Origin of the sequence: Stenotrophomonas sp. LM091, assembly GCF_001806305.1 — a bacterium.
GTDB lineage: Bacteria > Pseudomonadota > Gammaproteobacteria > Xanthomonadales > Xanthomonadaceae > Stenotrophomonas > Stenotrophomonas bentonitica_A.
This window is the reverse complement of the sequence record NZ_CP017483.1, coordinates 4082090-4104336: the sequence shown is the minus strand read 5'-3', so window position 1 is coordinate 4104336 and position 22247 is coordinate 4082090. Positions and strand designations below refer to the sequence as shown.

Sequence of the window (22247 nt, the reverse complement as noted above, 5' to 3'; positions counted from 1 at the left end):
GCCCGACAGAGGGCATGGCGCCGGTTCAGGCGCCTGCCCCAGCTGGCCGCGCGGGCCCCATTCAGACGGCGGGTGGCGGGCTGGCGCCATCCAGCAGGTCGCGGACCCGATAGCTGCCCGGGGCGCGGCCCGGCAGCTGGGCGGCGGCAAACAGCGCGCCGCGGGCGAAGATGTCGCGGTTGGTGGCGCGGTGGGTCAGCTCGATGCGCTCGCCCAGCCCGGTGAACTGCACCAGGTGCTCGCCCACGATGTCCCCGGCACGCAGGCTGGCGTAGTGCGGGTGCGCCCCGCCCTTCTCCGCCGCGGCGCCCAGGGTCAGGGCGGTACCGGAAGGCGCATCCTTCTTCTGGGTGTGGTGGGATTCGACGATATCGCAGTCCCAGCCGGCCAGCGCCGCTGCGGCCCGCTCCACCAGTTCATCCAGCACCGCCACGCCCAGGCTGAAGTTCGAGGCCCAGACCAGTGGAATCCGGCCCGCCGCCTGGATCAGTGCCTGGCGCTGCGTCTCGCTGATGCCGGTGGTGCCGGACACGAAGCCGGCACCACGCTCCACGCACAGCGCCAGCACCGGATCAAAGCCCTCGGGCAGGCTGAAATCGATGGCGACATCGAACTGGGGCGCGCCGGCCAGCTCGCTGCTGGCGAAATGCGGCACGCCGTCCACCACGCGCTGGGCCGGCGAGCGGCGGGTGACCGCGGCCACGACCTGCAGGGCGGGGTTATCGGCGGCAAGACGGAGCAGCGCCTGGCCCATGCGGCCGGAGGCACCGTGGATGAGCAAACGTAGGGGAGTGGTAGTCATGCCAGCAGGCTAGCGGGTGGTGGTGAGGCTGCACAAGAGGTTTTGGCGTGGCCCTGCCCTGGCGGCTCAGTGCTGCTTCGGTGGCGTCGGCCCACAACTGTCGCAGCCGCCACACGCACCACCGCCACCCGTGGCAGGTGGCGCGATCTTCCGGCCCAGCGCCTGCAGCCAGGCGGCGCGCTGCGGCTTCACCAGCCCCAGCGCGATCGCCCCGCGCGCCTTGCGCACGGTGCCGGGGAACTGCTTCTTCATCACCACCCACGCGCTGACCAGCACGGCCAGCGCGATCACGGCGTACTGCAGCAGCAGGCCGGTCTCCATCAGCCGCCGCCCAGTGCCACGGTCACCTGGTAGGTGATCAGCGAGGCGATGTAGGCGGCTGCGAACAGGTAGAACGTGGCGAAGCCCATCTGCTTCCACGAGTTGGTTTCGCGCTTGATCGTGGCCAGCGTCGAAATGCACATCGGCGCGTAGATGTACCAGACGAGCAGCGACAGCGCGGTGGCCAGCGACCAGCCATCGCTGATCAGCGGAGTCAGCGCCTGGCTGGCCGCATCGTCATCGGCGGCCGACAGCGCATACACCGTGGCCAGCGAGGCGACCGCGACTTCACGCGCGGCCAGGCCTGGAATCAGCGCGATGCAGATCTGCCAGTTGAACCCCAGCGGCGCGAAGAACACCGCCATCGCATGGCCGATCTGACCGGCGAAGCTGTAGTCAATCGCCGGCATGGTCGCGTTCTCGGGCGCGCCCGGGAAGGACAGCAGGAACCACAGCAGGATGGTCAGCGCCAGGATGATGCCGCCCACGCGCTTGAGGAAGATCATGCCGCGCTCGTACAGGCCCACCGCCAGATCGCGCGGGTGCGGGATGCGGTAGGACGGCAGTTCCAGCATCAACGGATGCTCGCTCTTGTCGCGGCGCCACTTCTTCATGGTCCAGGACATCAGCAGCGCGCTGAGAATGCCGGCCGCATACAACCCGAACAGCACCAGGCCCTGCTGGTTGAACACGCCCCAGATCTGCTTCTGCGGGATGAAGGCGCCGATCAGCAGCGCATACACCGGCAGGCGCGCCGAACAGGTCATCAGCGGCGCGACCAGGATCGTGGCCAGCCGGTCGCGCGGGTCCTGGATGCTGCGGGTGGACATGATGCCCGGCACCGCGCAGGCGAAGCTGGACAGCAACGGGATGAACGAACGGCCGGACAGGCCGGCCGCCGCCATCATGCGGTCCAGCAGGAAGGCCGCGCGCGGCAGGTAACCGGACTCTTCCAGCGCCAGGATGAAGGCGAACAGGATCAGGATCTGCGGCAGGAACACGATCACCCCGCCGACGCCGGCGATGATGCCGTCGGTGAGCAGGCTGTTGAGCGGGCCCTCGGGCAGCGCGCCGCCGATCCAGCCCCCCAGCGCGGCCGTGCCGGCCTCGATCAGGTCCATCACCGGCGTGGCCCAGGCATACACCGCCTGGAAGATCAGGAACATCACCACCGCCAGGGTCAGCAGCCCGAACACCGGGTGCAGCAGCCAGCGGTCCAGCGCGTCGTCGATCTTCGCCGTCCGCGTCGGCATGCTGACCGAGGCGGCGAGGATGTCGCGCACCTGGGCGTGGTAGTCGGCCTGCGCCGCGGGCACCGCCACCGGGGCCTGCAGGTGCGGCACCATCGCATCCAGGCGCTCCACCAGCCTGGCCGCGCCGTTGCGGCGCACCGCCACGGTCTCGACCACCGGCACGCCCAGCGCCTGTTCCAGCGCCTGGACGTCGATCTTGATGCCACGGCGCTCGGCCGCATCGACCATGTTCAGCGCCACGATCATCGGCTTGCCCAGCTCGCGCAGTTCCAGCGCGAAGCGCAGGTGCAGGCGCAGGTTGGTCGCATCGATCACGCACAGCAGCACGTCCGGGGCGGCCTCGCCCGGGTAGAAGCCCCGGCACAGGTCCCGGGTGATCGCCTCGTCCAGGCTGGCCGGCTGCAGGCTGTAGGCGCCCGGCAGATCAAGGACGGCGAATTCGCGGCCGGACGGCGCGCGCAGGCGGCCTTCCTTGCGCTCCACGGTTACGCCGGTGTAATTGGCTACTTTCTGGCGGCTGCCTGTCAGCTGGTTGAACAGCGCGGTCTTGCCGCTGTTCGGATTGCCGACCAGGGCGATGCGCAGGGCGTTGGCGGCAGCGCTCATGCGCGGGCCTCCTGGCCCTGCAGCGCAGTGACCACGATGCGGGCGGCCTCACTGCGGCGCAGCGCGAAGCGCGTGAACCCGACCTGCACCAGCAGCGGCTCGGCGCCGACCGGACCACGGGCTACCAGACGGACCTCTTCCCCTTTGACGAAGCCAAGCTCCTTCAGGCGGCGGGCGATCGCATCGTTTGCGTGTAGTTCCTGCACGGACTCCACCAGGGCGGAGCTGTACAGCGCCAGATCGGACAACGTCACGGAGCGCCTTCTCGATGATAGGAATGGTTATCAATTCTACCATCGCCGCGCCGCGTCATTGCCCGTGACCAACGGCCCGCTATGATCTGTACATGTATGGAGTAAACCCGCCCATGAGTGACGCATTACGGATTGAACGCAGCGCCTCGGTGCTGACCCTGTGGCTGAACCGCCCGACCCTGCACAATGCCTTCGACGCCTCGTTGATCGCCCAGCTGACCGCCGCACTGGAGGCCGCCGGACGCGACGACCATGTCCGCGCGGTGGTGCTGGCCGGGGAAGGCGCCTCCTTCTCGGCGGGTGCGGACATGCAGTGGATGCGTGGCATGGCCGCCGCCAGCGAGGAGGACAACCGCCAGGATTCGCTCGCCCTGGCCCGCCTGATGCGGACCCTGGACGAGCTGCCCAAGCCGACCATCGCCCGCGTGCAGGGTGCCGCCTTCGGTGGCGGGGTCGGCCTGGTGGCCTGCTGCGATATCGCCATCGCCAGCACCAGCGCCCGCTTCGGCCTGACCGAAAGCCGCCTGGGCCTGCTGCCGGCGGTGATCTCGCCCTATGTCATTGACGCGATCGGCCCGCGCCAGGCCCGCCGCTGGTTTGCCACCGGCGAGCATTTCGACGCCGAAACCGCCCTGCGCATCGGTCTGGTGCACCAGCTGATCGAGCCGGAACGGATCGACGAGGCCGTCCAGCGTCAGCTCGGCCTGCTCGACAAGGCCGGCCCGGTGGCCTCGGCCTCGGCCAAGGACCTGGTCCGGCGGGTGGCGCTGGGCCGCGACCGGGACGCCACCGACCGCGACAACGCGGCGCTGATCGCCCGCCTGCGGGTCTCGGCCGAAGGCCAGGAAGGCCTCGGGGCCTTCCTCGACAAGCGTTCCCCGCATTGGGTCACCCAGGACTGAGGACAGCGTCATGCTCGACCATATAGGCATCCGCTGCGCCGACTTCGGGCGCAGCCTGGCGTTCTTCCAGCAGGCCCTGGCGCCGCTGGGCATCACCGTGGTGATGCAGGTCTCGGCCGCCCAGACCGGCGAGCATGACCACGCCGGCTTCGGCCGTAGCGGTAAACCGGACTTCTGGATCAGCAACGCCCCCGGCGCCCATGGCGGCGTGCACCTGGCCTTCAGCGCGACCCGGCGGGCCGACGTGGACGCCTTCCACCGTGCGGCACTGGCGGCCGGTGGCACCGACAATGGCGCCCCGGGCATCCGCGAGCATTACCACCCCGATTATTACGGGGCGTTCGTGCTCGATCCGGACGGCAACAACATCGAAGCGGTCTGCCACCACCCCGGCTGACCGCGCACGCCGGCGGGATGGCCGCTTTGTCGCCCATCCCGCGTATCCCCTTTTCGTGGCCCGCCGGGGAACGTGGGCCGCCATTCGCCTGACAGGAATCTCCGTGACCTCTACCCCACCCCGCCCCCTGCTGGTCGTCCGTCGCTCCGTTCGCGGAGGGCCGGCACATGGATGACTTCGTCCGCATCGTCGAGGTCGGCCCGCGCGACGGGCTGCAGAACGAAGCCCAGCCGGTGGCCACCGCCGACAAGATCGAACTGATCCGCCAGCTCTCGCTGACCGGGCTGCGCACCATCGAGGCGACCAGTTTCGTCAGCCCGCGCTGGGTGCCGCAACTGGCCGACGCCGCCGAGGTGTACACCGGCATCGAGCGCCGCCCGGGCATCGATTACCCGGTGCTGGTCCCCAACGAACAGGGCTATGACCGCGCACGCGCGGTGGGCGTGCAGGAAGTGGCGGTGTTCACGGCCGCCTCGGAAACCTTCAACCGCACCAACACCAATGCCGGCATCGACGAATCGCTGGCCCGTTTTGCACCGATCCTGGAGCGGGCCAAGGCCGACGGGGTGAAGGTGCGGGGCTACGTCTCCACCGTGCTTGGCTGCCCCTACCAGGGCGAGGTCGCGGTGAGCGAGGTGGTGCGTGTCGCGCGCGCGCTGTACGAGATGGGCTGTTACGAAATCTCGCTCGGCGACACCATCGGCGTCGGCACGCCGCGCAAGGCCCGCGCGATGCTCAAGGCGGTCGCCGGCGAACTGCCGATGGCCGCGCTGGCGGTGCACTTCCATGACACCTATGGCCAGGCCCTGGCCAACATCGATGCCTGCCTGGAAGAAGGCGTGCGCGTGGTCGATTCGGCGGTCTCCGGTGCGGGCGGCTGCCCGTATGCCAAGGGCGCCAGCGGCAACGTCGCCAGCGAAGACGTGGTCTACATGCTGCATGGCATCGGCATGCGCACCGGCATCGATCTGCCGGCGCTGGCCGCCACCGGGCGCTGGCTGGCCGCACGGCTCGGGCGCGAGACCGGCAGCAAGACCGGCAGGGCGCTGGCGGCGACATGAAAAGCGGCGGCCCGCGCAAGGACGCTGCGGTAGGTGATCATCTCACCGCCCACGTCCACGCGCTGGCCGCCCTGCAACGCGCCCTGGCACAGTCGCCGGGCGATCTGCGCGGCCTGCTGGAAGAAGTGCAGCAGGCCCTGCAGGAGGCCATGGACGAGCGCCAGCTGGCGCTGCGTCGCTATGCCGCGCTGTTCGATGCGGTCCCGGACCCGGTCAGCATCCTCAGCGAACGCGGCGTGGTGCTGGACCTCAACAAGGCTGGCGTGCGCGCCTATGGCCGTCCCCGCGAGGAAATCGTCGGGCAACCGATCGAGCTGCTGAACCCGGACCTGCCGGGCGACCACCTCGATCCGGTCTGGGAGGCGCTGCACCGGGGCGAGACCTATGTCATCGAGGTCACCAACATGCGCGGCGATGGCAGCCGCTTCCCGGTGGAGGTGCATTCGGCCGGCTTCGAGCACCAGGGCGAGCACTGCATCGTGGCGGTGGCGCGCGACCTGAGCAGCCGCTGGCAGGCCGAATCGCGCTACCGGTTGCTGATGGAATCCATCGACAAGGGCGTGATCCTGTTCGATCGCCAGTTGTGGGTGGTCTCGGCCAACCCGGCCGCGCACCGCATTCTGGGCACCGCCGGCAATGGCGGCAGCCTGCAGGCGATGCTCGCCCCGGAAGACTGGATCAGCGTGGACGAGCACGGCCACCCGCTCACCCGCGAGCAATGGCCGGCCAGCGTCTCGCTGCACAGCGGGCGCATCGTGCGCAGCACCATCGTCGGGCTGTACCACCGCCCGCGCGGCCGGATGATCTGGATCTCCACCACCAACGTGCCGGTGTACGGCAACGGGCGCGATGCGCCGGACCATGTGTTCGGCCTGTTCAGCGACATCACCGAACTCAAACGCAACAACACGCTGTTCGACCGCGCGCAGTCGCTGGCGCACATCGGCGGCTGGGAGTGGGACCGCGGCCTGCAGCGGCTGTACCTGACCGACGAGGCGACCCGCATCCTCGGCCAGGAGCTGCCGATGCGCGACATGGCCGAACTGCTGGAATGCCTGCGCGTGGACGACCGCGCGCAGCTGCAGCAGGCGCTACTGGAGGTGGTCGACCGCCAGGTCTCGTTCGAACTGGAGCTGCAGGGCCAGCGCAGCGATGGGCATTCGTTCTGGGTGCGGATGATCGGCGAGGCCGAGGCCGGGGATGTCGATGCCGCGCGCATCGCCGGCACCGTGCAGGACATCACCGCACGCAAGCAGGCCGAGGAGACGCTGCGGATCCAGGCGCGCACCGATCCGCTCACCGGGATCATGAACCGCGATGCGGTGCTCAACGACCTGGCCATGCGCATGGCCAACCCGACCCACTGCCGGGTCGCGGTGCTGTACATCGACCTGGACCGCTTCAAGACCGTCAACGACCTGCTGGGCCACAACGCCGGTGACGAACTGCTGATCGATGCCACCCGCCGCATCGCCACCGCGATCGGCACCGAAGGCCTGCTGGCCCGGTTCGGCGGCGATGAGTTCCTGGTGATCTGCGATACCCGCGACCAGGCCGATCAACCCGAGCGGCTGGCCACTGCGATCACGCGCGCCTTCAGCACACCGTTCCGCTTCGGTGCCGACGAATTCCCGGTGACCACCAGCATCGGCATCGCGCGCGCGCCGCAGGATGGGCTGCGCCCGCAGCAGCTGATCCAGAACGCGGACATCGCCATGTACGACTGCAAGCGGCGCACCCGCAACGGCTGGCAGGTGTTCTCGCCCGAGCTGGCCCAGCGCCAGCATGACCGCCTGCAGATCGAGAGCCGGCTGCACCGGGCGCTGGACGACGACGAGTTCCATCTGGTCTACCAGCCGCAGGTCAACCTGCACAGCGGCCAGCTGATCGCCGCCGAAGCGCTGATCCGCTGGCGCAATACCCAGCTCGGCGAGCTGCGCCCGGACATCTTCATCGGCCATGCCGAGAGCACCGGTGACATCGTCCGGATCGGCCTGTGGGTGCTGCGCGAAGCCTGCCGGCAGGTCCGCCAGTGGCAGGATGACGGGCTGGGCATCGTGCGGGTGGCGGTCAATGTGTCCTACCGGCAGTTCGTGGGCGAGGACCTGGCCCGGCATGTCCGCGCGGTGCTGGACGAGTTCCATCTGCCCGGCAGCGCGCTGGAACTGGAATTCACCGAACGGGTGCTGATCGAAGATGCCCCGGACACCCTGCGCACCTTCGCGCAGCTGCGCGAGATGGGCGTGCTGCTGACCATCGACGACTTCGGCGAGGGCTACAGCGCGCTGAACTATCTGCGCCGGCTGCCGATCCATGGTCTCAAGCTGAGCCAGCTGTTCGTCGAGGGGGTGCCGGCCAACCGCTCGGATGTGGCGGTGTGCGAGGCAGTCTGTGGGATCGCCCGCAGTCTCGGGCTGGGCCTGGTGGCCGAAGGCATCGAATCGGAGGCCCAGCGCCAGTTCCTGACCTCCCTGGGGGTGTCGGTCGGCCAGGGCTTCCTGTTCGCGCCCGGGCTGGCGCCGGACGAGTTCGCGCGGCGCCTCGCGCTGCGCGCCCGGGTCGCGGTGGGCAGTGCACAACGGTGATGGCGGCCGCTTCCGCTAGAATCAGCGGTTCTTGAACCAGCGGGATCGTGCAATGCAGCTGTCTTCTGTCCGCGCCGTCATCACCGGCGGTGTCTCCGGCCTTGGTCTGTCCGTGGCCCAGCACCTGGTCGCCAACGGCGCCAAGGTGGCCCTGTTCGATCTCAATGACGACAAGGGTGCGGCCGCCGTGGCCACGCTCGGCGAAGCCAACGCGCGCTACTACAGCACCAATGTCAGCGACGAGGCCGCCGTGGCCACGCAGATCGATGCCGCCTGCGACTTCCTGGGCGGGCTGAACACCGCGATCAACTGCGCCGGCATCCTGGGCGCCGGGCGCGTGCTGGGCAAGGAGGCGCCGATGCCGCTGGCCAACTTCCAGGGCACGGTGATGGTCAACCTGGTCGGCAGCTTCAACGTCGCCAAGGCGGCCGCCAACCGCATGCAGCACAACACCCCGGGCGACGATGGCGAGCGCGGCGTGATCATCAACACCGCCAGCGTGGCCGCCTATGAAGGCCAGATCGGCCAGGCCGCCTATGCCGCCTCCAAGGGCGGCGTGGTCAGCATGACCCTGCCGATGGCACGCGAGCTGTCGCGCTTCGGCATCCGCGTGATGACCATCGCCCCGGGCATCTTCTGGACCCCGATGGTCGATGGCATGCCGCCGGCGGTGCAGGAATCGCTGGCCGCCTCCATCCCGTTCCCGCCGCGCCTGGGCAAGCCGGAAGACTTTGCCGGGCTGGTTGCCTACATCCTGGGCAACACCTATCTCAACGGCGAGACCATCCGCCTTGACGGCGCCGTGCGTCTGGCGCCGAAGTAAGCGAGCACGCAACCCGCAGGGTGCCCGGTTCCGGCACCCGCCACCTCCACGAACCGACCTTCATTCCCATGAAAGCCAGCGACATCAAGAAAGGCAACGTCGTCGAATTCAACAACGGCGTCTACCAGATCCGCGACATCGAACGCAGCTCCCCGCAGGGCCGCGGCGGCAATGTCCGCTTCCGTTTCATCATGTACAGCGTGCCGGGCGGCAACAAGCTCGATTCCAGCTTCGACGCCGACGACAACCTGCCGGAAGTCGAACTGCTGCGCCGCCAGGCGACCTACTCCTACATGGACGGCGATGCCTTCGTCTTCCTGGATGACGAGGACTACACCCCGTACATGGTCGATGCCGATGTGCTCGGCGATGACGCCGGCTACATCACCGACGGCCTGACCGGCATCTACGTGCAGGTGATCGACGAGACCCCGGTGGGCGTGCAGCTGCCGACCAGCGTGGTGCTGGAAGTGGTCGAGACCCCGCCGGAACTCAAGGGTGGCACGGCCACCAAGCGCCCGAAGCCGGCCAAGCTCAACACCGGCATCGAAATCATGGTGCCGGAGTACATCGCCAACGGCGAGCGCGTGCTGGTCAACACCACCACCGGTGAATTCGCCGGCCGTGCCGACTAAGCGCGCCGCACCGACCGTCCTGCTCCTGCTGCTCGCGGCGTGTTCGCCGCGGGCAGTGGAGAGCGAGACGCTGGCGCCCGTGCCTTCGGCGACGGGCACAGCGCCGATGGGGAACACCGCTGATGCGCGCTGCGAAGTGCCTGCAGAGATCTTCGTGGCCGAGGACATCCGCATGTACTGCGCGATGCCGGGCGACGTGCAGGCGTTTCTGACGCGCGAAAGCGCCTGTCAGCACTTCGCTGGCGAAGAAGCCTACGACGAGGACCGCGCCCGCGAACTGGCGTATGCGATCCACGAAACCTGCGACGACCGGGCTGCGCTGTTCAATCAGCTGCTGCAGCGCCACGCCGACAACTGCCTTGTGCACACCGAGCTGATGCTGCTGGGCACGCGTAACGAGCTCGCGCTGGATGCGGACAGCCGGGCGCAACCCAACCCCTGCCCACGCGGCTTGTGACCCTGCACCGGACGCGCAGGCGCGCAATCCGGTGCGTTCCCTTCGATCAGGGCTTGGCAGCCAACGACGGCGCACCGGCGAAATCGCCGCAACCGTGGTACTGGCGCGCGCCGACGGTAAGCATGGCCGTGGCACCGAAGGCCTGGCCACTCATGTTGTCCTGGCACACGGTGCGCTGGAAGGTGAGCTTCACCGGGGTGCCGTCAGCAGCGGTACCGGACCAGCCATCACGGCCCTGGGTGGGGCTGGCGATCTCGAGCTTGCGCTCGCCGTAATCCATCTCGATGTGCAGCGCCGGGGTGGCCCCCGCGCCGACCTGGGCCAGCCAACCGGGCTCATTGCCGGTCGCGCGGAACCCGGCGGCTGCATCGGCGCCGGCTTCAGTATCGGCCTTGGCGGCCGCATTGGCCGGCGGCGCTTCGCCGCCCTGCTCGCCGGTACCGGTGCAGGTGCGATCGGGCTCGCCCTTGAGGATCAGGATCCCGTCAGTGGTGCCCTTGGTCCAGAATTCGTTGCCCTGCCCGTCTCCGTATTTCGCGCCGGAAGCGGCCGGCTGCGAGGACATGGCAAACGTGCGATCGGCAACCACCACCGTGGCCGAATCCTGGCCGCGATACGTGGCATGCACTTCCAGCTCGCCACAGCGGAACGCGTAACTGCGCTCATCGGTGGTGGAGGCATCCATCGGTGGGGGCGCTTCGCTGCCATCGGCGGCAGGGCGGCTCTCGGTGGCCGGTTGGCAGGCGGCGAGTGCGCCGGTAATGGCCAGGCTCAACAGCCAGGGAGATGCGCGCATGAGGAACTCCTTGCGATAACGTCAACAACACTTGATCGTACCTGCCGCGCCGTGAGAGCGGGTGAAGCGAGGCTGACCCCGGCCGCAGGCCTGAACACGCGGTTCAGTGCGCACGCGGCGCGGCCGGCAGCACGCACAGCGAAAGCAGATGCACGCCGGGTGCGCCCGTGCAGCGCGCCCAGACCCGTAGCAGCCGCATCGCATGCAGCTGCCGGCCGTGCTCGCCGTCGAGATGGAGGCGCATCTCGCCGGTGACCAGCACCATGGCGCCGCAGGCGAGCTGCTCGGTCTGCTGCCGCTCGATGGCAACGATGCGGATGCGCCGCGCATTCCAGCCCGCCAGCAACGCCGAGGCATCCTGCCGCTGGCCATCGTGGTCGGTCAGGAACAGCGCTGGCGAGAGCAGTGCGTTCACCTGCTGCGGCTGCCATTGGATCAGCGCGTCCCACAGCCGCGCCTCGGCTGCCTCCACGTGCGCCGGTTGCAGTATCGCGCTCATGGGCGCACCGGACATCGTCGTCGCGGCCCGCTGGCGTGCGCGCCCAGCGTCTGGATTGCCGCCACCAGGGCGGCATGCGTCTTCCTGCTTTTCATCTGCACAGCTGCCGGAACACCGGCCGAAATCACGATGGCGGCAGTCTGCGCGGCCTCGGTGGGGTTTCGATGGAGGAAGTGTGGAGATACGATGGAGCCCAAGCACCTTCCGGCTTTGCCCTGCATGCCTGCCTCCGATCTACCCGGCGCCTCGACCGCGCGCTGGGATCATTCGCTCAATGCCCTGGTCCTGATCGTCGAGGACGAACCCGAGATCGCCGACATCGTCGCGGCCTACCTGGCCCGCGAAGGCCTGCGCACACTGCGCGCGCAGGATGGCCTCACTGCCCTTTCCCTGCACCGCAGCGCACGCCCGGACCTGGTCCTGCTCGACGTGCAGATGCCGGGCATGGATGGCTGGACCGTGCTCAACACACTGCGCCAGCGCGGCGACACGCCGGTGATCATGTTGACCGCGCTGGACCAGGACCTGGACAAGCTCACCGCGCTGCGGATGGGCGCGGACGACTACGTGGTCAAGCCGTTCAACCCGGCCGAGGTGGCCGCGCGGGTGCGCGCGGTACTGCGGCGCACCTTGAACGCCGCGCGCCAGAGTGCGCCGGAGATCCTGCGCGTGGGCAACCTGGTGATCGATCCGGAGCACCACACGGTGCATGTCGAAGGCGACGGCTACAGCCACGAGCTGCTGCTGACCCTGACCGAATTCAAGCTGCTGCACTGCATGGCGCTGGCACCGATGCGCATTTTCAGCCGCAGCGAACTCATGCATGAGTGCCTGCCGGAAAGCGAAGCGCTGGAGCGTACCGTGGACAGCCACGTCAGCAAGCTGCGCCGCAAGCTTGACGATGTCGGCCTGGCGAACGTGCCGGCCAGCGTGCGCGGCGTCGGGTACCGGCTGGCGGCGGACCACTGATGCGCCGCTCGGGCCTGAGCCGGCACATCGTGGTCTCGATGTCGATGATGGTGCTGGCGGTCATCGTGATGGTGATCCTCAGCTCCTACCTGCTCTATGCGGTGCTGGTGGCGTTTTACCCCGGCGGCGTGGACGAACCGGTCAGCTGGGTACCCAGTGGCCCGGAACTGGTCTGGATGGTGGGCGTGACCCTGATCGGGTTGACGCTGGCGGTCGCCGCATCCGTACGCCTGTCCCAGCGCATCCTGACCCCGCTCAACGCGGTGGTGGACAGCATCGGGCGGCTGGCCGATGGCGACCTGGGCGCACGCGCGGCAGTGAGTGACCGCTCGCTGGGCGAAGTGGCGCTGCTGGTGGACGACTTCAACGCCATGGCGCGCCGGCTGCAGAACATCGAGGCCGACCGGGTGATGTGGCACGCGGCGATCGCGCATGAACTGCGCACGCCGGTCACCATCCTGCGCGGCCGCCTGCAGGGTCTGGCCGAAGGCGTATTTGCCCCGGACCAAGGCCAGTTCCGCAGCCTGCTGGCGCAGGTGGAGGGGCTGTCGCGGCTGATCGAAGACCTGCGTGTGCTCAGCCTGGCCGACAGCGCCCGCCTGGACGTGCGCCGCGCCCGCAACGATGTGGTACAGGAAGTGCACACGGTGATGACCCTGGTGGATCCGGGTTTCCGCAGCAGCGGCTTCGTGCTGGAACTGGAGACCTCACGCGAGGAGCATCCCGCGCATTGTGACCCGACCCGCGTGCGGCAGGCATTGATGGCACTGCTGGAGAATGCACGCCGCTATGCGACGCCGGGCCGGGTGCGCATCGCGGTGCACGACACCGCTACCCATGTGCAGATCGCCATCGATGACGAAGGCCCCGGCATCGATGCAGCGCTGCGCGAGCAGATCTTCGATCCCTTCCTGCGCGGCGATGGTTCGCGCTCGCGTCAGCGCGGCGGCAGCGGGCTGGGCTTGGCGGTGGTCAAGGCGATCGCCGATGCGCATGGCGGCCAGGTCGCCTGCAGCGCCAGCACCCTGGGCGGCGCACGTTTCGTCATCGAGCTGCCGCGGCAGTAGCAGCGTCCTGGAGGGCCAGCTCGCGCATCCGCGTGCCGAGCCGGGCCAGATTGCGGTCGATCGTGGCAAGTTCGCGTTGCTGTGCGGCCGGCAGGCGCTGCTTCAACTGCGCCTGCAGCGCCTTCCAGGCCGGGACGCCCTGGGCGCTCAGCTGCGCCGCCGCCTCCGCAGCCTGCACGCGCTCCTCGGCCAATGGCAGCCCGTAGCCGCCACGGCTCACCAAGGCGGCCGGACTGACCAGCTGGCCGGTGTCCTCGAGCAACGCGCGCAGCGTGTCGCGCGCCGCGGCATCGCCAGGGCGCGGATGGCCGAGCAGCCGTTTCAGGGCATCGCGCGCGCGCAGCTCCTCACGGTGCAGCGCCGCCTGCTCCAGCAGCAGCAAGGCGGAGGTGGCGCGCAGGTCGCCCTGCTCCACCCAGCGTGACCGGGCGCTGGCAGGCTGCCGCAACCAGTCGCCTACCGTTGTCGCGCCCAGCGGCAGCTGCCGCCGGGCGACATCGAACAGCTGCTGGTAATGGTCTGCGGCCGAGGCGAAGTAGTAACCCTGGCGCGTCGCCAGCGCGCGATCGGCCAGCACGCTGGCATCAGCCACGCCCTGGCGCTCCAGCCGGGTCAGCAATCCGCGCGGGGTGATCCGGTTCAACCCGGGCGACGCGAGGCGTGGCACGCCTTCCTGCAGCAGTTTGCCGGTCTCCACCGCGCAGTTGTTGCTGACGAACAGATAGCGGCCGTCATAGCTCCAGTGCACCTGCGCGACACGCTCGAGCAGGCCGGCGATGTCCTGGCCATCCAGCGCCAGCGGCACCGACGACAGGCCGCGCAGCTCGAGCTGGGTGTACTCGTTGATGACCTGGTTGAGCGGCAGCACGAACAAGCGCGAGGGATAGGAACCGGTCAGCCCGCGCCAGCTGGAGATCTGCACATCGCCAACGAAGGCGCGGTAGGACAGCACGCGGTGATGGGACAGGTCCATCCGGCACGCCGGCCCGCGCGGCCGGCCCGGTGCGCAGATCACCAGCCGCAGCATGCTGTGGCCCCAACGGCTCATCAGCTGCTCGTTGCCTTCGGCGAGCAGGTAGTCGACGGCGTAGATCCGGGCCGGGTCCAGTTCCAGCAGGCTCGCCGCGCCCGCGTCTTCCTCGGCCTGCATCAACGGCAGGCGGCTGTCGCAGGCCACGGTGTGGTCGATCGGCCCCAGATGCTCGGCGAACCACGCGGCCACCGCCGGCCGACGGCAGGCGTAATCGGGATCGAGCAGCAGGTGCTCGGCATTCACCGCCAGGAATTCCGCGGGGCGTGCGCGCTCATAGTCGTCGGGGCTGCGCCCGCTGAAGGCATTGGCCGTACGGCCAAGTTTCCAAGGTCGCCGCTGCCACCCGGCCAGATCGCGCAGCCGCGCATCGCGCGACCAACCGCCCTGCGGCGAACGGTCCAGTACGTGGGTCAGTTCATGGATCAGCGCGGCCTCGAGCGGGCGCGGCAGCGGTTGATCGTCTTTCACGGTGTCGAGCAAGGCGCGCTGCAGGGTGATCGCCCCGTTGCGGGCGCGGCCATGCACGTGCGCGGGGAGCGTGTCCGACCAGCGCACCTGCACCGGGTGCTGGAACCGTGCCTGCCACTGCGGCGGCAAGCGGCCGCGCACCTGCTGCAGGGTACGCTCGGCCGCGACGATCTGCGCCGGATCCAGTCCCTGCGGCTGCAGCTCCAACGTGAGTGCCGCGTGCGCCCATGGCGCGGCAAGCCATGCGAACAGGACCGCCCAGCGCCAGCGGCGGACCTGACCGGACGGGTGCATCAGCGGGCCAGCAGCGTCCTGGCCAATGCCATGTCACTGGCCTGCTGCTGCGCGACACTCTGCTCGCGCAGGTGCAGCAGCGCCGCTTCCAGGCGTGCACCGCGGATCGCGCCATCGCTGGCCACGAAGGCAGCCGCGTCGTCGCGGGCGTCAATCACGATCTTGTCGTCGCCGGAGCTGGACGAACCGGCCGACGACGCGCCGGAGGCGGAACCGGCGGAGCTGCCGGCAAAACTGGAGGCCATCGCCGACAACGGCAGGGCGAGCACGGCAAGGAGCAGGATCGGACGCATCATCGGGGTGTCGTTCGCGGTGGAAAACACAGAGCGTATAGGCTGCGTGAAATCCTGTCTTGCCTCAGAGGTCGAAAACCTTGCCCGGATTCAGCAGCGCTTGGGGATCAAACGCGCGTTTGACCGCCTTCATCAGCGCGATTTCCGGCGCACTGCGCGTGCTGTCCAGATAGCCCTTCTTGACCAGGCCGATGCCGTGCTCGGCCGAGATGCTGCCATCGAAACGGCTCAGCACACCGGCGAGCAGTTTGGTGACGTGCTCGCACTGGGTCAGGAACTCCGTATCGGCGGTATCGTCAGGCTTGAGCACATTGATGTGCAGGTTGCCGTCGCCGATGTGCCCGAACCAGACCACCTCGAACTGCGGGTACGCCTGCCCGATCAGCGCCTGGGTTTCGGCAAGGAAGGCCGGCATGGCCGAGATGCGCACCGAGACATCGTTCTTGTAGGGCTTGTAGCGCGCCACCGCCTCGGTGATGCCCTCGCGCAGGCGCCACAGCTGCGCAGCCTGCGCATCGCTCTGGCTGACCACGCCATCGCTGACCCAGCCATGCTCCATGCAGTCTTCGAACGCCGCCATGGCCGCCGCTTCCTGGGCCTCATCGCCGGCCGCAAACTCAGTGACCACGTAATACGGGTAGACCTCGGCGAACGGTGCCTGCGCCCCATGCGCCAGCACATGCTCGAGCGCGCGGTCGGTGAAGAACTCGAACGCCTGCAGCTGCAGCCGCTCGCGGAACGCGGCGAACACCTGCATCAGCACCTCGAACGAGGGCAGCGCCAGCAGCATCACGTTGCTGGCCGGCGGCGGATCGGTGAGCTTCAGGGTGGCTTCGACGATCACGCCGAGCGTGCCTTCCGAGCCGATCAGCAGCTGACGGAAATCGTAGCCGCTGGAATTCTTGATCAGGCCCTTGTTGAGCTCGACCAGCTCACCGGCCATGGTCACCACCTTCAGCCCGGCGATCCACTCGCGCGTGTTGCCATAGCGGATCACCCGGATGCCGCCGGCATTGGTGGCGATGTTGCCACCGATCGAGCAGGAACCGCGCGCAGCGAAATCCACCGGGTAGATCAGCCCGTGTTCGAGTGCGGCGTTGTGCACCGCCTCCAGCGCCATGCCGGCCTGCACGGTCAAGGTGCGGTCGACCGCATCGAAGGCCAGCGGCTTGTTCATGCGCTCCAGGCTGAGCACCAGCTCGCCGTGCGCCGCCACCGCGCCACCGGACAGGCCGGTACGGCCGCCGGAGGGCACCACGGCCACGTGTTGGGCGCTCGCCCAGCGCAGGATCGCCTGCACCTCTTCGATCGTTCCCGGCAGTGCGATCGCCAGCGGTGCCGGCACCCAGCGCCGGGTCCAGTCTCGGCCGTAGTGCTCCAGATCGGCCGGGTCGGTCTTCAGGCGCAGCCCGGGGCAGTCGTGCAGGAGCGAATCAAGGCGCGGATCGGTCATGGGGCGTCTGGCGGTGCCGGGGGAGCCCGCAAGCCTGCCAGCCACCACGGGCCGCGTCCAGTAGCGGAGCCCCGGGCGCCGCAGCCTCTGGCGATCCCCAGGGCGCACACCAGAAATAGGTGCATCTGAAACCGTTTTGCCACCGATTGGCGCACCGCACCATCGCCGCCCGCTTCTGGCATAGTTGAGGGCTCCCGCCGCCACACGTCGCACGCCGCCCATGTCGCCGAAAAAGACCTCGTTCCCGAAGCAGGATATCCGCGTACTGTTGCTCGAGGGGGTCAGCCAGACCGCGATCGACGTGTTCACCGCGGCCGGCTATTCGCAGATCGAACTGCACAGCAAGGCGCTGCCCGAAGACGAGCTCAAGGCACGCATCGCCGAGGCCCACATCGTCGGCATCCGCTCGCGCACGCAGCTCAGCGCGGACGTCCTGGTACATGCCAAGCGCCTGATGGCGGTCGGCTGCTTCTGCATCGGCACCAACCAGGTGGACCTGGAGGCGGCGGAACTGGCAGGCATCCCGGTGTTCAACGCGCCCTACTCCAACACCCGCAGCGTGGCCGAGCTGGTGATCGCCGAGGCGATCATGCTCACCCGTGGCATCCCGCAGAAGAACGCCGAATGCCATCGCGGCGGCTGGTCCAAGTCGGCCGCCGGCAGCCATGAGGTGCGCGGCAAGACGCTGGGCATCATCGGCTACGGCCATATCGGCACGCAGGTCGGCGTGATGGCCGAAGCGATGGGCATGCAGGTGATCTTCCATGATGTCGAAACCAAGCTGTCGCTGGGCAATGCCCGGGCGGCGATCAGCCTGGACGACCTGCTGGCACGTGCGGACATCGTCACCGTGCATGTACCCGAGACCCCGGCCACCCAGTGGATGATCGGCGCCGATGAACTGGCCCGGATGCGCCCCGGCGCGCACCTGATCAATGCCGCGCGCGGCACCGTGGTCGACATCGACGCGCTGGATGCGGCGCTGCGTTCAGGCCACCTCGGCGGCGCGGCGGTGGACGTGTTCCCGGTCGAGCCCAAGGGCAACGGCGATGCCTTCGTCTCGCCGCTGACCGCGCACGACAACGTTATCCTGACCCCCCACGTGGGCGGCAGCACGCTGGAAGCGCAGGACAACATCGGCGTGGAAGTGGCGGCCAAACTGGTGCGCTACAGCGACAACGGCAGCACCCTGTCGGCGGTCAACTTCCCGGAAGTGACCCTGCCCGAGCATGCCGAGAGCCTGCGGCTGCTGCACATCCACCAGAACGTGCCGGGCGTGCTCTCCAAGGTCAACGAGATCTTCTCGCGCCACAACGTCAACATCGACGGCCAGTTCCTGCGCACCGACCCCAAGGTCGGCTACGTGGTGATCGACATCACCGCCAGCGAAGCCCAGGCCGGCGCGGTGCGCGAGGAGCTGGCGGCCATCCCGGGCACCCTGCGCACCCGCGTTCTTTATTGACGGGCCAGCCAGCGCTTGGCCATGCGCGGCAGCGAATCATCCCCATCGGGGGTCTCGATCGCCGCGTTGGCCACGTCACGGATCTCACGCCAGGCCAGCGCCAGTGATTCTTCGCTGATCGCGAACTGCTCGCTGCCCAGCGCCCGCACCACATAGCGGGCGTCGTAGTGCCAATGCCCCGGCACGTCCTTGCGTTCCGGGATCCAGTGCTTGTCGATGTCGAACAGTTCGCCATCCTCCAGCACCAGCGCGGTCAGCCCGGATTCCTCCTCGGCCTCCTTCAGCGCCACCTGGGCCAGATCGCGCTCGCCATCGGCGTGGCCGCCCAGTTGCAGCCAGCGGTCCAGCTTGCGGTGGTGGGTCAGCAGGACCCGCTGCCCGTCGGCGCTGACCAGCCAGGCGCTGCCGGTGAAGTGGCCGGCCAGCCGTTCCCGCAGGAAGGGATTCAGAGGATCGTCCAGGAGTGTGCTGAATTCGTCAGCCAGTGCGGCTTGATCCGGGTGGCGGCGGGCGTAGGCATCAAGCTGACTGCGCAGTGCAGCGTCAGGAATGGCAACGGATTCGGGGTTCAGCGACATGGCAGGAGCAGGCATCGTGCGGATTTGGCCGATTATCGCTCGGCCATGCTGCATTTGTGCTTGTACAGCGGCTTCAGCTTTGGCTAAGGTACAGCGGGCCCCGCACCGCTGGGGCGCCCAGTCGCCATCAGGGCGTGCGGCAATGTACCGCGCGCCTCACCTTTGTTCTTTTAGGGAAGCACTGCATGCTGAAGTCTCTGTTGAGGGTCAAACCGGTCGCACCGGCACCGCACGTCGATGCTGGCGAGCCCATCGAAGGCAGCCTGGATGGCGAGCCCACACTGAAACGGACCCTCACAGCGAAACACCTCATCCTGCTTGGCATCGGTGCGGTGATCGGTGCGGGCATCTTCGTCATGACAGGCCAGGCCGCGGCCTTCCATGCCGGCCCTGCCGTCACCCTGTCATTCATCGCAGCAGGCCTGGCCTGTGCTCTTGCCGGCCTGTGCTACGCGGAGTTCGCGGCCATGATGCCCGTCTCGGGCAGCGCGTACTCTTACTCATACGCGACCCTGGGCGAAGGCATGGCCTGGTTCATCGGCTGGTGCCTGGTACTGGAGTACCTGTTCGCCTCGGCATCCGTTGCGGTGGCTTGGTCGGCGTATCTGATCAGCTTCATCACCACCACCCTGCATCTGCCCTTCCCGGACGCGCTGGCATCGGCGCCGGTGGCGTGGGAAGCAGGACAGTTCGTGTCCTCTGGGAAGCTGTTCAACCTCCCCGCCGTTCTGATCGTGGCGGCCGTCACCGGCCTGCTCTACGTCGGCATCACCCAGTCGACCTTCATCAACGCCATCATCGTCGCGATCAAGGTCGCGGTGATCTGCCTGTTCATTGGCGTCGGCGTGGCGTACATCGATCCCGCCAACTGGACTCCGTTCGTTCCAGATAACACGGGCACGTTCGGCGAGTTCGGCTGGAGCGGCGTCCTTCGCGCGGGCTCCATCGTGTTCTTCGCGTTCATCGGGTTCGATGCGGTGTCCACCGCCGCCGGTGAAACCAAGGATCCACAGCGCAACATGCCGATCGGCCTGCTGGGTTCGCTGGCCATCTGCACCATCATCTACGTGATCGTGTGCCTGGTGCTGACCGGTCTGGTGCCCTACACCCAGCTCGGTACTGCCAAGCCGGTAGTGACCGCGCTGGAAGCCCACCCCCAGCTGTCGTGGCTGAAGACCTTCGTCGAAGTCGGCGCCATCGCCGGCCTGTCCTCGGTGGTGCTGGTGATGATGATGGGGCAGACCCGCATCGCCTACACGATCTCGCGCGACGGTCTGCTGCCAAGGCTGTTCGGCAAGGTGCACGCACGGTTCAAGACCCCGTACGTGGCCACCATCATTGTGGGCGTCATCGCAGCGGCGCTGGCTGGCCTGATGCCCCTCAATGTCCTCGGTGAACTCGTGTCGATGGGCACGCTGCTCGCGTTCGCCACTGTCTGCGTGGGCGTGCTGATCCTGCGCTACACGCGCCCGGAACTGCAGCGACCGTTCCGCGTCCCGGCCGTGTGGCTGATCTGCCCCCTGGGCGCGCTGGCATGCCTGACGCTGTTCGGCATGGCATTCCGTGAGCATTGGCATCTGTTTGTTGGCTGGACCTTGCTGGGGACACTGATCTACTTCGGCTACGGCATCCGCCACAGCAAGCTGAACAAGAAGTCCGCCTGAGTGCTACCGGGCCGGCCCAGTGCCGGCCCGGTCGTTTGTTACATCGCGCCTGAGAAGAAATCCAAACCATGTTCAAGCAACTGTGGGCCACCAAGCATCCGCACGCCGCCCATGAAGACGCCAATGGCCTGAGCCTGCGCCGTACCCTCGGCCCGTGGGGCCTGACCGCGCTGGGCATCGGTGCGGTGATCGGCGGCGGCATCTTCGTGATCACCGGCCAGGCCGCAGCCAACCATGCCGGCCCGGCGATCATGCTGTCGTTCGTGCTGGCCGCGATCTGCTGCGCGTTCTGCGCGATGGCCTATGCCGAATTCGCGGCGATGGTGCCGGTCTCCGGCAGCGCCTACACCTATACCTATGCCACGTTCGGCGAGCTCTCGGCCTGGTTCATCGGCTGGATGCTGGTGCTGGAATATGGCGTCTCCGCCTCGGCGGTGGCGGTCAGCTGGACCGGCTATTTCCTGAGCCTGCTCAGCCATTTCGATATCCATCTACCCGCCGCGCTGGTCAGCGCGCCGCTGGATGGCCAGCTGCGCCCGACCGGCGCGATCGCCAACATCCCGGCCGCCGTGCTGGTCCTGCTGCTGACCTGGCTGTGCTACGTGGGCATCAGCAAGTCCTCGGCCATGAACATGGCGATGGTGGTGCTCAAGACCGCGCTGATCCTGCTGGTGATCGTGGTGGGCTGGAAGTATGTGGATCCGGCGAACTGGACCCCGTTCATTCCGGACAACGAAGGCCCGGGCAAGTACGGCTTCGACGGCGTGCTGCGCGGTGCCGCGATGGTCTTCTTCGCCTATATCGGTTTCGAGGCGGTGTCCGTAGCCGCGCAGGAATCGCACAAGCCGCAGCGCGACATGCCGATTGGCATGCTGCTCTCGCTGGTGATCTGCACCGTGCTGTACATCGCCATGGCCGCGGTGATGACCGGGCTGGTGCCGTACCAGCTGCTGGGTACCGATGAGCCGGTGGTGACCGCGGTGGCCGCGCATCCGCAGCTGGGCTGGTTGCGCGTGGTCGTGGAGATCGGCGCGCTGATCGGGCTGTCCTCGGTAGTGCTGGTGATGGTGATCGCGCAGCCGCGCATCTTCATGATCATGGGCCGCGACGGGCTGCTGCCGCCGCTGTTCACCAAGATCCACCCCACGTACCGCACGCCGCACATCAACACCGTGATCACCGGCATCGGCATCGCGCTGCTGGCGGCGGTGTTCCCGCTGGACGTTCTGGGCGAGCTGACCTCGATGGGCACGCTGATCGCGTTCGCGGCGGTCTGCGCCGGCGTGCTGATCCTGCGCCGCACCCAGCCGGACCTGCCGCGTCCGTTCCGGATGCCGATGGCGTGGCTGATCTGCAGTCTGGGCGTGCTGAGCTGCATCGCGCTGCTGACCGCGATGACGGCCCACAACTGGATGCTGATGGGCTTCTGGACGCTGGGCGGTTTCGCGATCTACTTCGGTTATGGGTATCGCCATAGCCGGCTGCGCGGGAATTAAGGATCACGCCTAAGCCAACGGCCGAAGCACCGGCCGAAGCGTCAGCTCTCCTGTTTCGGTCGGTTTGGCGGGTGGCATG

Annotated in this window: 22 protein-coding genes; 12 read left to right on the top strand and 10 right to left on the bottom strand. The window is 68.1% G+C overall.

What is annotated here, in order from left to right:
* Window positions 1-61: 61 nt before the first annotated feature.
* The 4 genes from dapB to BIZ42_RS18265 form a co-directional block, all read right to left on the bottom strand.
* Window positions 62-802 carry a 4-hydroxy-tetrahydrodipicolinate reductase gene (dapB, locus tag BIZ42_RS18280; RefSeq protein WP_083279902.1) on the bottom strand — a complete coding sequence of 247 codons (741 nt, stop codon included), beginning with the start codon at window positions 800-802 and terminating at the stop codon, window positions 62-64.
* 66 nt (window positions 803-868) lie between these two features.
* Window positions 869-1123 carry a DUF6587 family protein gene (locus BIZ42_RS18275; RefSeq protein WP_070427290.1) on the bottom strand — a complete coding sequence of 85 codons (255 nt, stop codon included), beginning with the start codon at window positions 1121-1123 and terminating at the stop codon, window positions 869-871.
* On the bottom strand, window positions 1123-2982 hold the full coding sequence (locus BIZ42_RS18270) for a ferrous iron transporter B (RefSeq protein WP_070427289.1): 1860 nt from the start codon (window positions 2980-2982) through the stop codon (window positions 1123-1125). Before BIZ42_RS18270 ends, BIZ42_RS18275 begins: the two co-directional genes overlap by 1 nt.
* Entirely contained in the window at window positions 2979-3236 is a 258-nt protein-coding gene (locus BIZ42_RS18265) for a FeoA family protein (RefSeq protein WP_019182966.1), read from the bottom strand. The genes BIZ42_RS18270 and BIZ42_RS18265 overlap by 4 nt, the downstream gene beginning before the upstream one ends.
* A 113-nt stretch (window positions 3237-3349) precedes the next feature.
* Between BIZ42_RS18265 and BIZ42_RS18260 the strand changes: the two genes are divergently transcribed.
* The 7 genes from BIZ42_RS18260 to BIZ42_RS18230 all read left to right on the top strand — a co-directional run bounded on the left by BIZ42_RS18260 (window position 3350) and on the right by BIZ42_RS18230 (window position 10096).
* Window positions 3350-4138 carry an enoyl-CoA hydratase-related protein gene (locus BIZ42_RS18260; RefSeq protein WP_019182967.1) on the top strand — a complete coding sequence of 263 codons (789 nt, stop codon included), beginning with the start codon at window positions 3350-3352 and terminating at the stop codon, window positions 4136-4138.
* Between the two features lie 10 nt (window positions 4139-4148).
* Entirely contained in the window at window positions 4149-4535 is a 387-nt protein-coding gene (locus BIZ42_RS18255) for a VOC family protein (protein WP_070427288.1), read from the top strand.
* Window positions 4536-4702: 167 nt separating this feature from the next.
* A complete protein-coding gene (locus BIZ42_RS18250) occupies window positions 4703-5596 on the top strand; it encodes a hydroxymethylglutaryl-CoA lyase (protein ID WP_070427287.1) in 894 nt (297 codons plus the stop codon).
* Window positions 5593-8181 (top strand): EAL domain-containing protein, encoded by a 2589-nt coding sequence (locus BIZ42_RS18245; protein ID WP_070427286.1) that lies wholly within the window; start codon window positions 5593-5595, stop codon window positions 8179-8181. The genes BIZ42_RS18250 and BIZ42_RS18245 overlap by 4 nt, the downstream gene beginning before the upstream one ends.
* 52 nt (window positions 8182-8233) lie before the next feature.
* Window positions 8234-9004: an SDR family NAD(P)-dependent oxidoreductase gene (locus BIZ42_RS18240; protein WP_070427285.1), complete on the top strand. Its 771-nt coding sequence runs from the start codon at window positions 8234-8236 to the stop codon at window positions 9002-9004.
* 68 nt (window positions 9005-9072) lie between these two features.
* Window positions 9073-9639, top strand: a complete 567-nt coding sequence (gene yeiP / locus BIZ42_RS18235; RefSeq protein WP_019182972.1) for an elongation factor P-like protein YeiP — start codon at window positions 9073-9075, stop codon at window positions 9637-9639.
* Window positions 9629-10096: a hypothetical protein gene (locus BIZ42_RS18230; protein ID WP_070427592.1), complete on the top strand. Its 468-nt coding sequence runs from the start codon at window positions 9629-9631 to the stop codon at window positions 10094-10096. The genes yeiP and BIZ42_RS18230 overlap by 11 nt, the downstream gene beginning before the upstream one ends.
* Before the next feature lie 46 nt (window positions 10097-10142).
* On the opposite strand, the gene BIZ42_RS18225 is transcribed toward BIZ42_RS18230, so the two are convergent.
* Together BIZ42_RS18225 and BIZ42_RS18220 are read right to left on the bottom strand one after the other, a co-directional pair.
* Window positions 10143-10892: an MliC family protein gene (locus BIZ42_RS18225; protein WP_019182974.1), complete on the bottom strand. Its 750-nt coding sequence runs from the start codon at window positions 10890-10892 to the stop codon at window positions 10143-10145.
* Between the two features lie 103 nt (window positions 10893-10995).
* On the bottom strand, window positions 10996-11391 hold the full coding sequence (locus BIZ42_RS18220) for a nuclear transport factor 2 family protein (RefSeq protein ID WP_157266876.1): 396 nt from the start codon (window positions 11389-11391) through the stop codon (window positions 10996-10998).
* Between the two features lie 219 nt (window positions 11392-11610).
* On the opposite strand from BIZ42_RS18220, the gene BIZ42_RS18215 reads away from it, so the two are divergent.
* Both BIZ42_RS18215 and BIZ42_RS18210 read left to right on the top strand, forming a co-directional pair.
* The gene (locus BIZ42_RS18215) at window positions 11611-12360 is read left to right on the top strand and encodes a response regulator (RefSeq protein WP_070427284.1); all 750 of its coding nucleotides are present in this window, start codon (window positions 11611-11613) and stop codon (window positions 12358-12360) included.
* Complete coding sequence (locus BIZ42_RS18210) at window positions 12360-13427, top strand: ATP-binding protein (protein ID WP_070427283.1); 1068 nt, start codon at window positions 12360-12362, stop codon at window positions 13425-13427. Before BIZ42_RS18215 ends, BIZ42_RS18210 begins: the two co-directional genes overlap by 1 nt.
* Here the strand turns inward: BIZ42_RS18210 and BIZ42_RS18205 are convergent.
* From BIZ42_RS18205 to BIZ42_RS18195, 3 genes are all read right to left on the bottom strand, one after another.
* Complete coding sequence (locus BIZ42_RS18205) at window positions 13405-15222, bottom strand: DUF4105 domain-containing protein (protein ID WP_070427282.1); 1818 nt, start codon at window positions 15220-15222, stop codon at window positions 13405-13407. The genes BIZ42_RS18210 and BIZ42_RS18205 overlap by 23 nt on opposite strands.
* The gene (locus tag BIZ42_RS18200) at window positions 15222-15518 is read right to left on the bottom strand and encodes a DUF2388 domain-containing protein (RefSeq protein WP_046273482.1); all 297 of its coding nucleotides are present in this window, start codon (window positions 15516-15518) and stop codon (window positions 15222-15224) included. Before BIZ42_RS18200 ends, BIZ42_RS18205 begins: the two co-directional genes overlap by 1 nt.
* 61 nt (window positions 15519-15579) lie before the next feature.
* Window positions 15580-16968, bottom strand: a complete 1389-nt coding sequence (locus BIZ42_RS18195; RefSeq protein WP_070427281.1) for an FAD-binding oxidoreductase — start codon at window positions 16966-16968, stop codon at window positions 15580-15582.
* 220 nt (window positions 16969-17188) lie between these two features.
* On the opposite strand from BIZ42_RS18195, the gene serA reads away from it, so the two are divergent.
* A complete protein-coding gene (gene serA / locus BIZ42_RS18190) occupies window positions 17189-18430 on the top strand; it encodes a phosphoglycerate dehydrogenase (RefSeq protein WP_046273456.1) in 1242 nt (413 codons plus the stop codon).
* Here serA and BIZ42_RS18185 read toward each other — a convergent pair.
* On the bottom strand, window positions 18424-19008 hold the full coding sequence (locus tag BIZ42_RS18185) for an NUDIX hydrolase (RefSeq protein ID WP_019182982.1): 585 nt from the start codon (window positions 19006-19008) through the stop codon (window positions 18424-18426). The genes serA and BIZ42_RS18185 overlap by 7 nt on opposite strands.
* 185 nt (window positions 19009-19193) lie before the next feature.
* Here BIZ42_RS18185 and BIZ42_RS18180 point away from each other — a divergent pair, with 185 nt between their 5' ends.
* Complete coding sequence (locus BIZ42_RS18180; RefSeq protein WP_070427280.1) at window positions 19194-20672, top strand: amino acid permease; 1479 nt, start codon at window positions 19194-19196, stop codon at window positions 20670-20672.
* A gap of 68 nt (window positions 20673-20740) precedes the next feature.
* A complete protein-coding gene (locus tag BIZ42_RS18175; protein ID WP_070427279.1) occupies window positions 20741-22168 on the top strand; it encodes an amino acid permease in 1428 nt (475 codons plus the stop codon).
* Window positions 22169-22247: the final 79 nt, after the last annotated feature.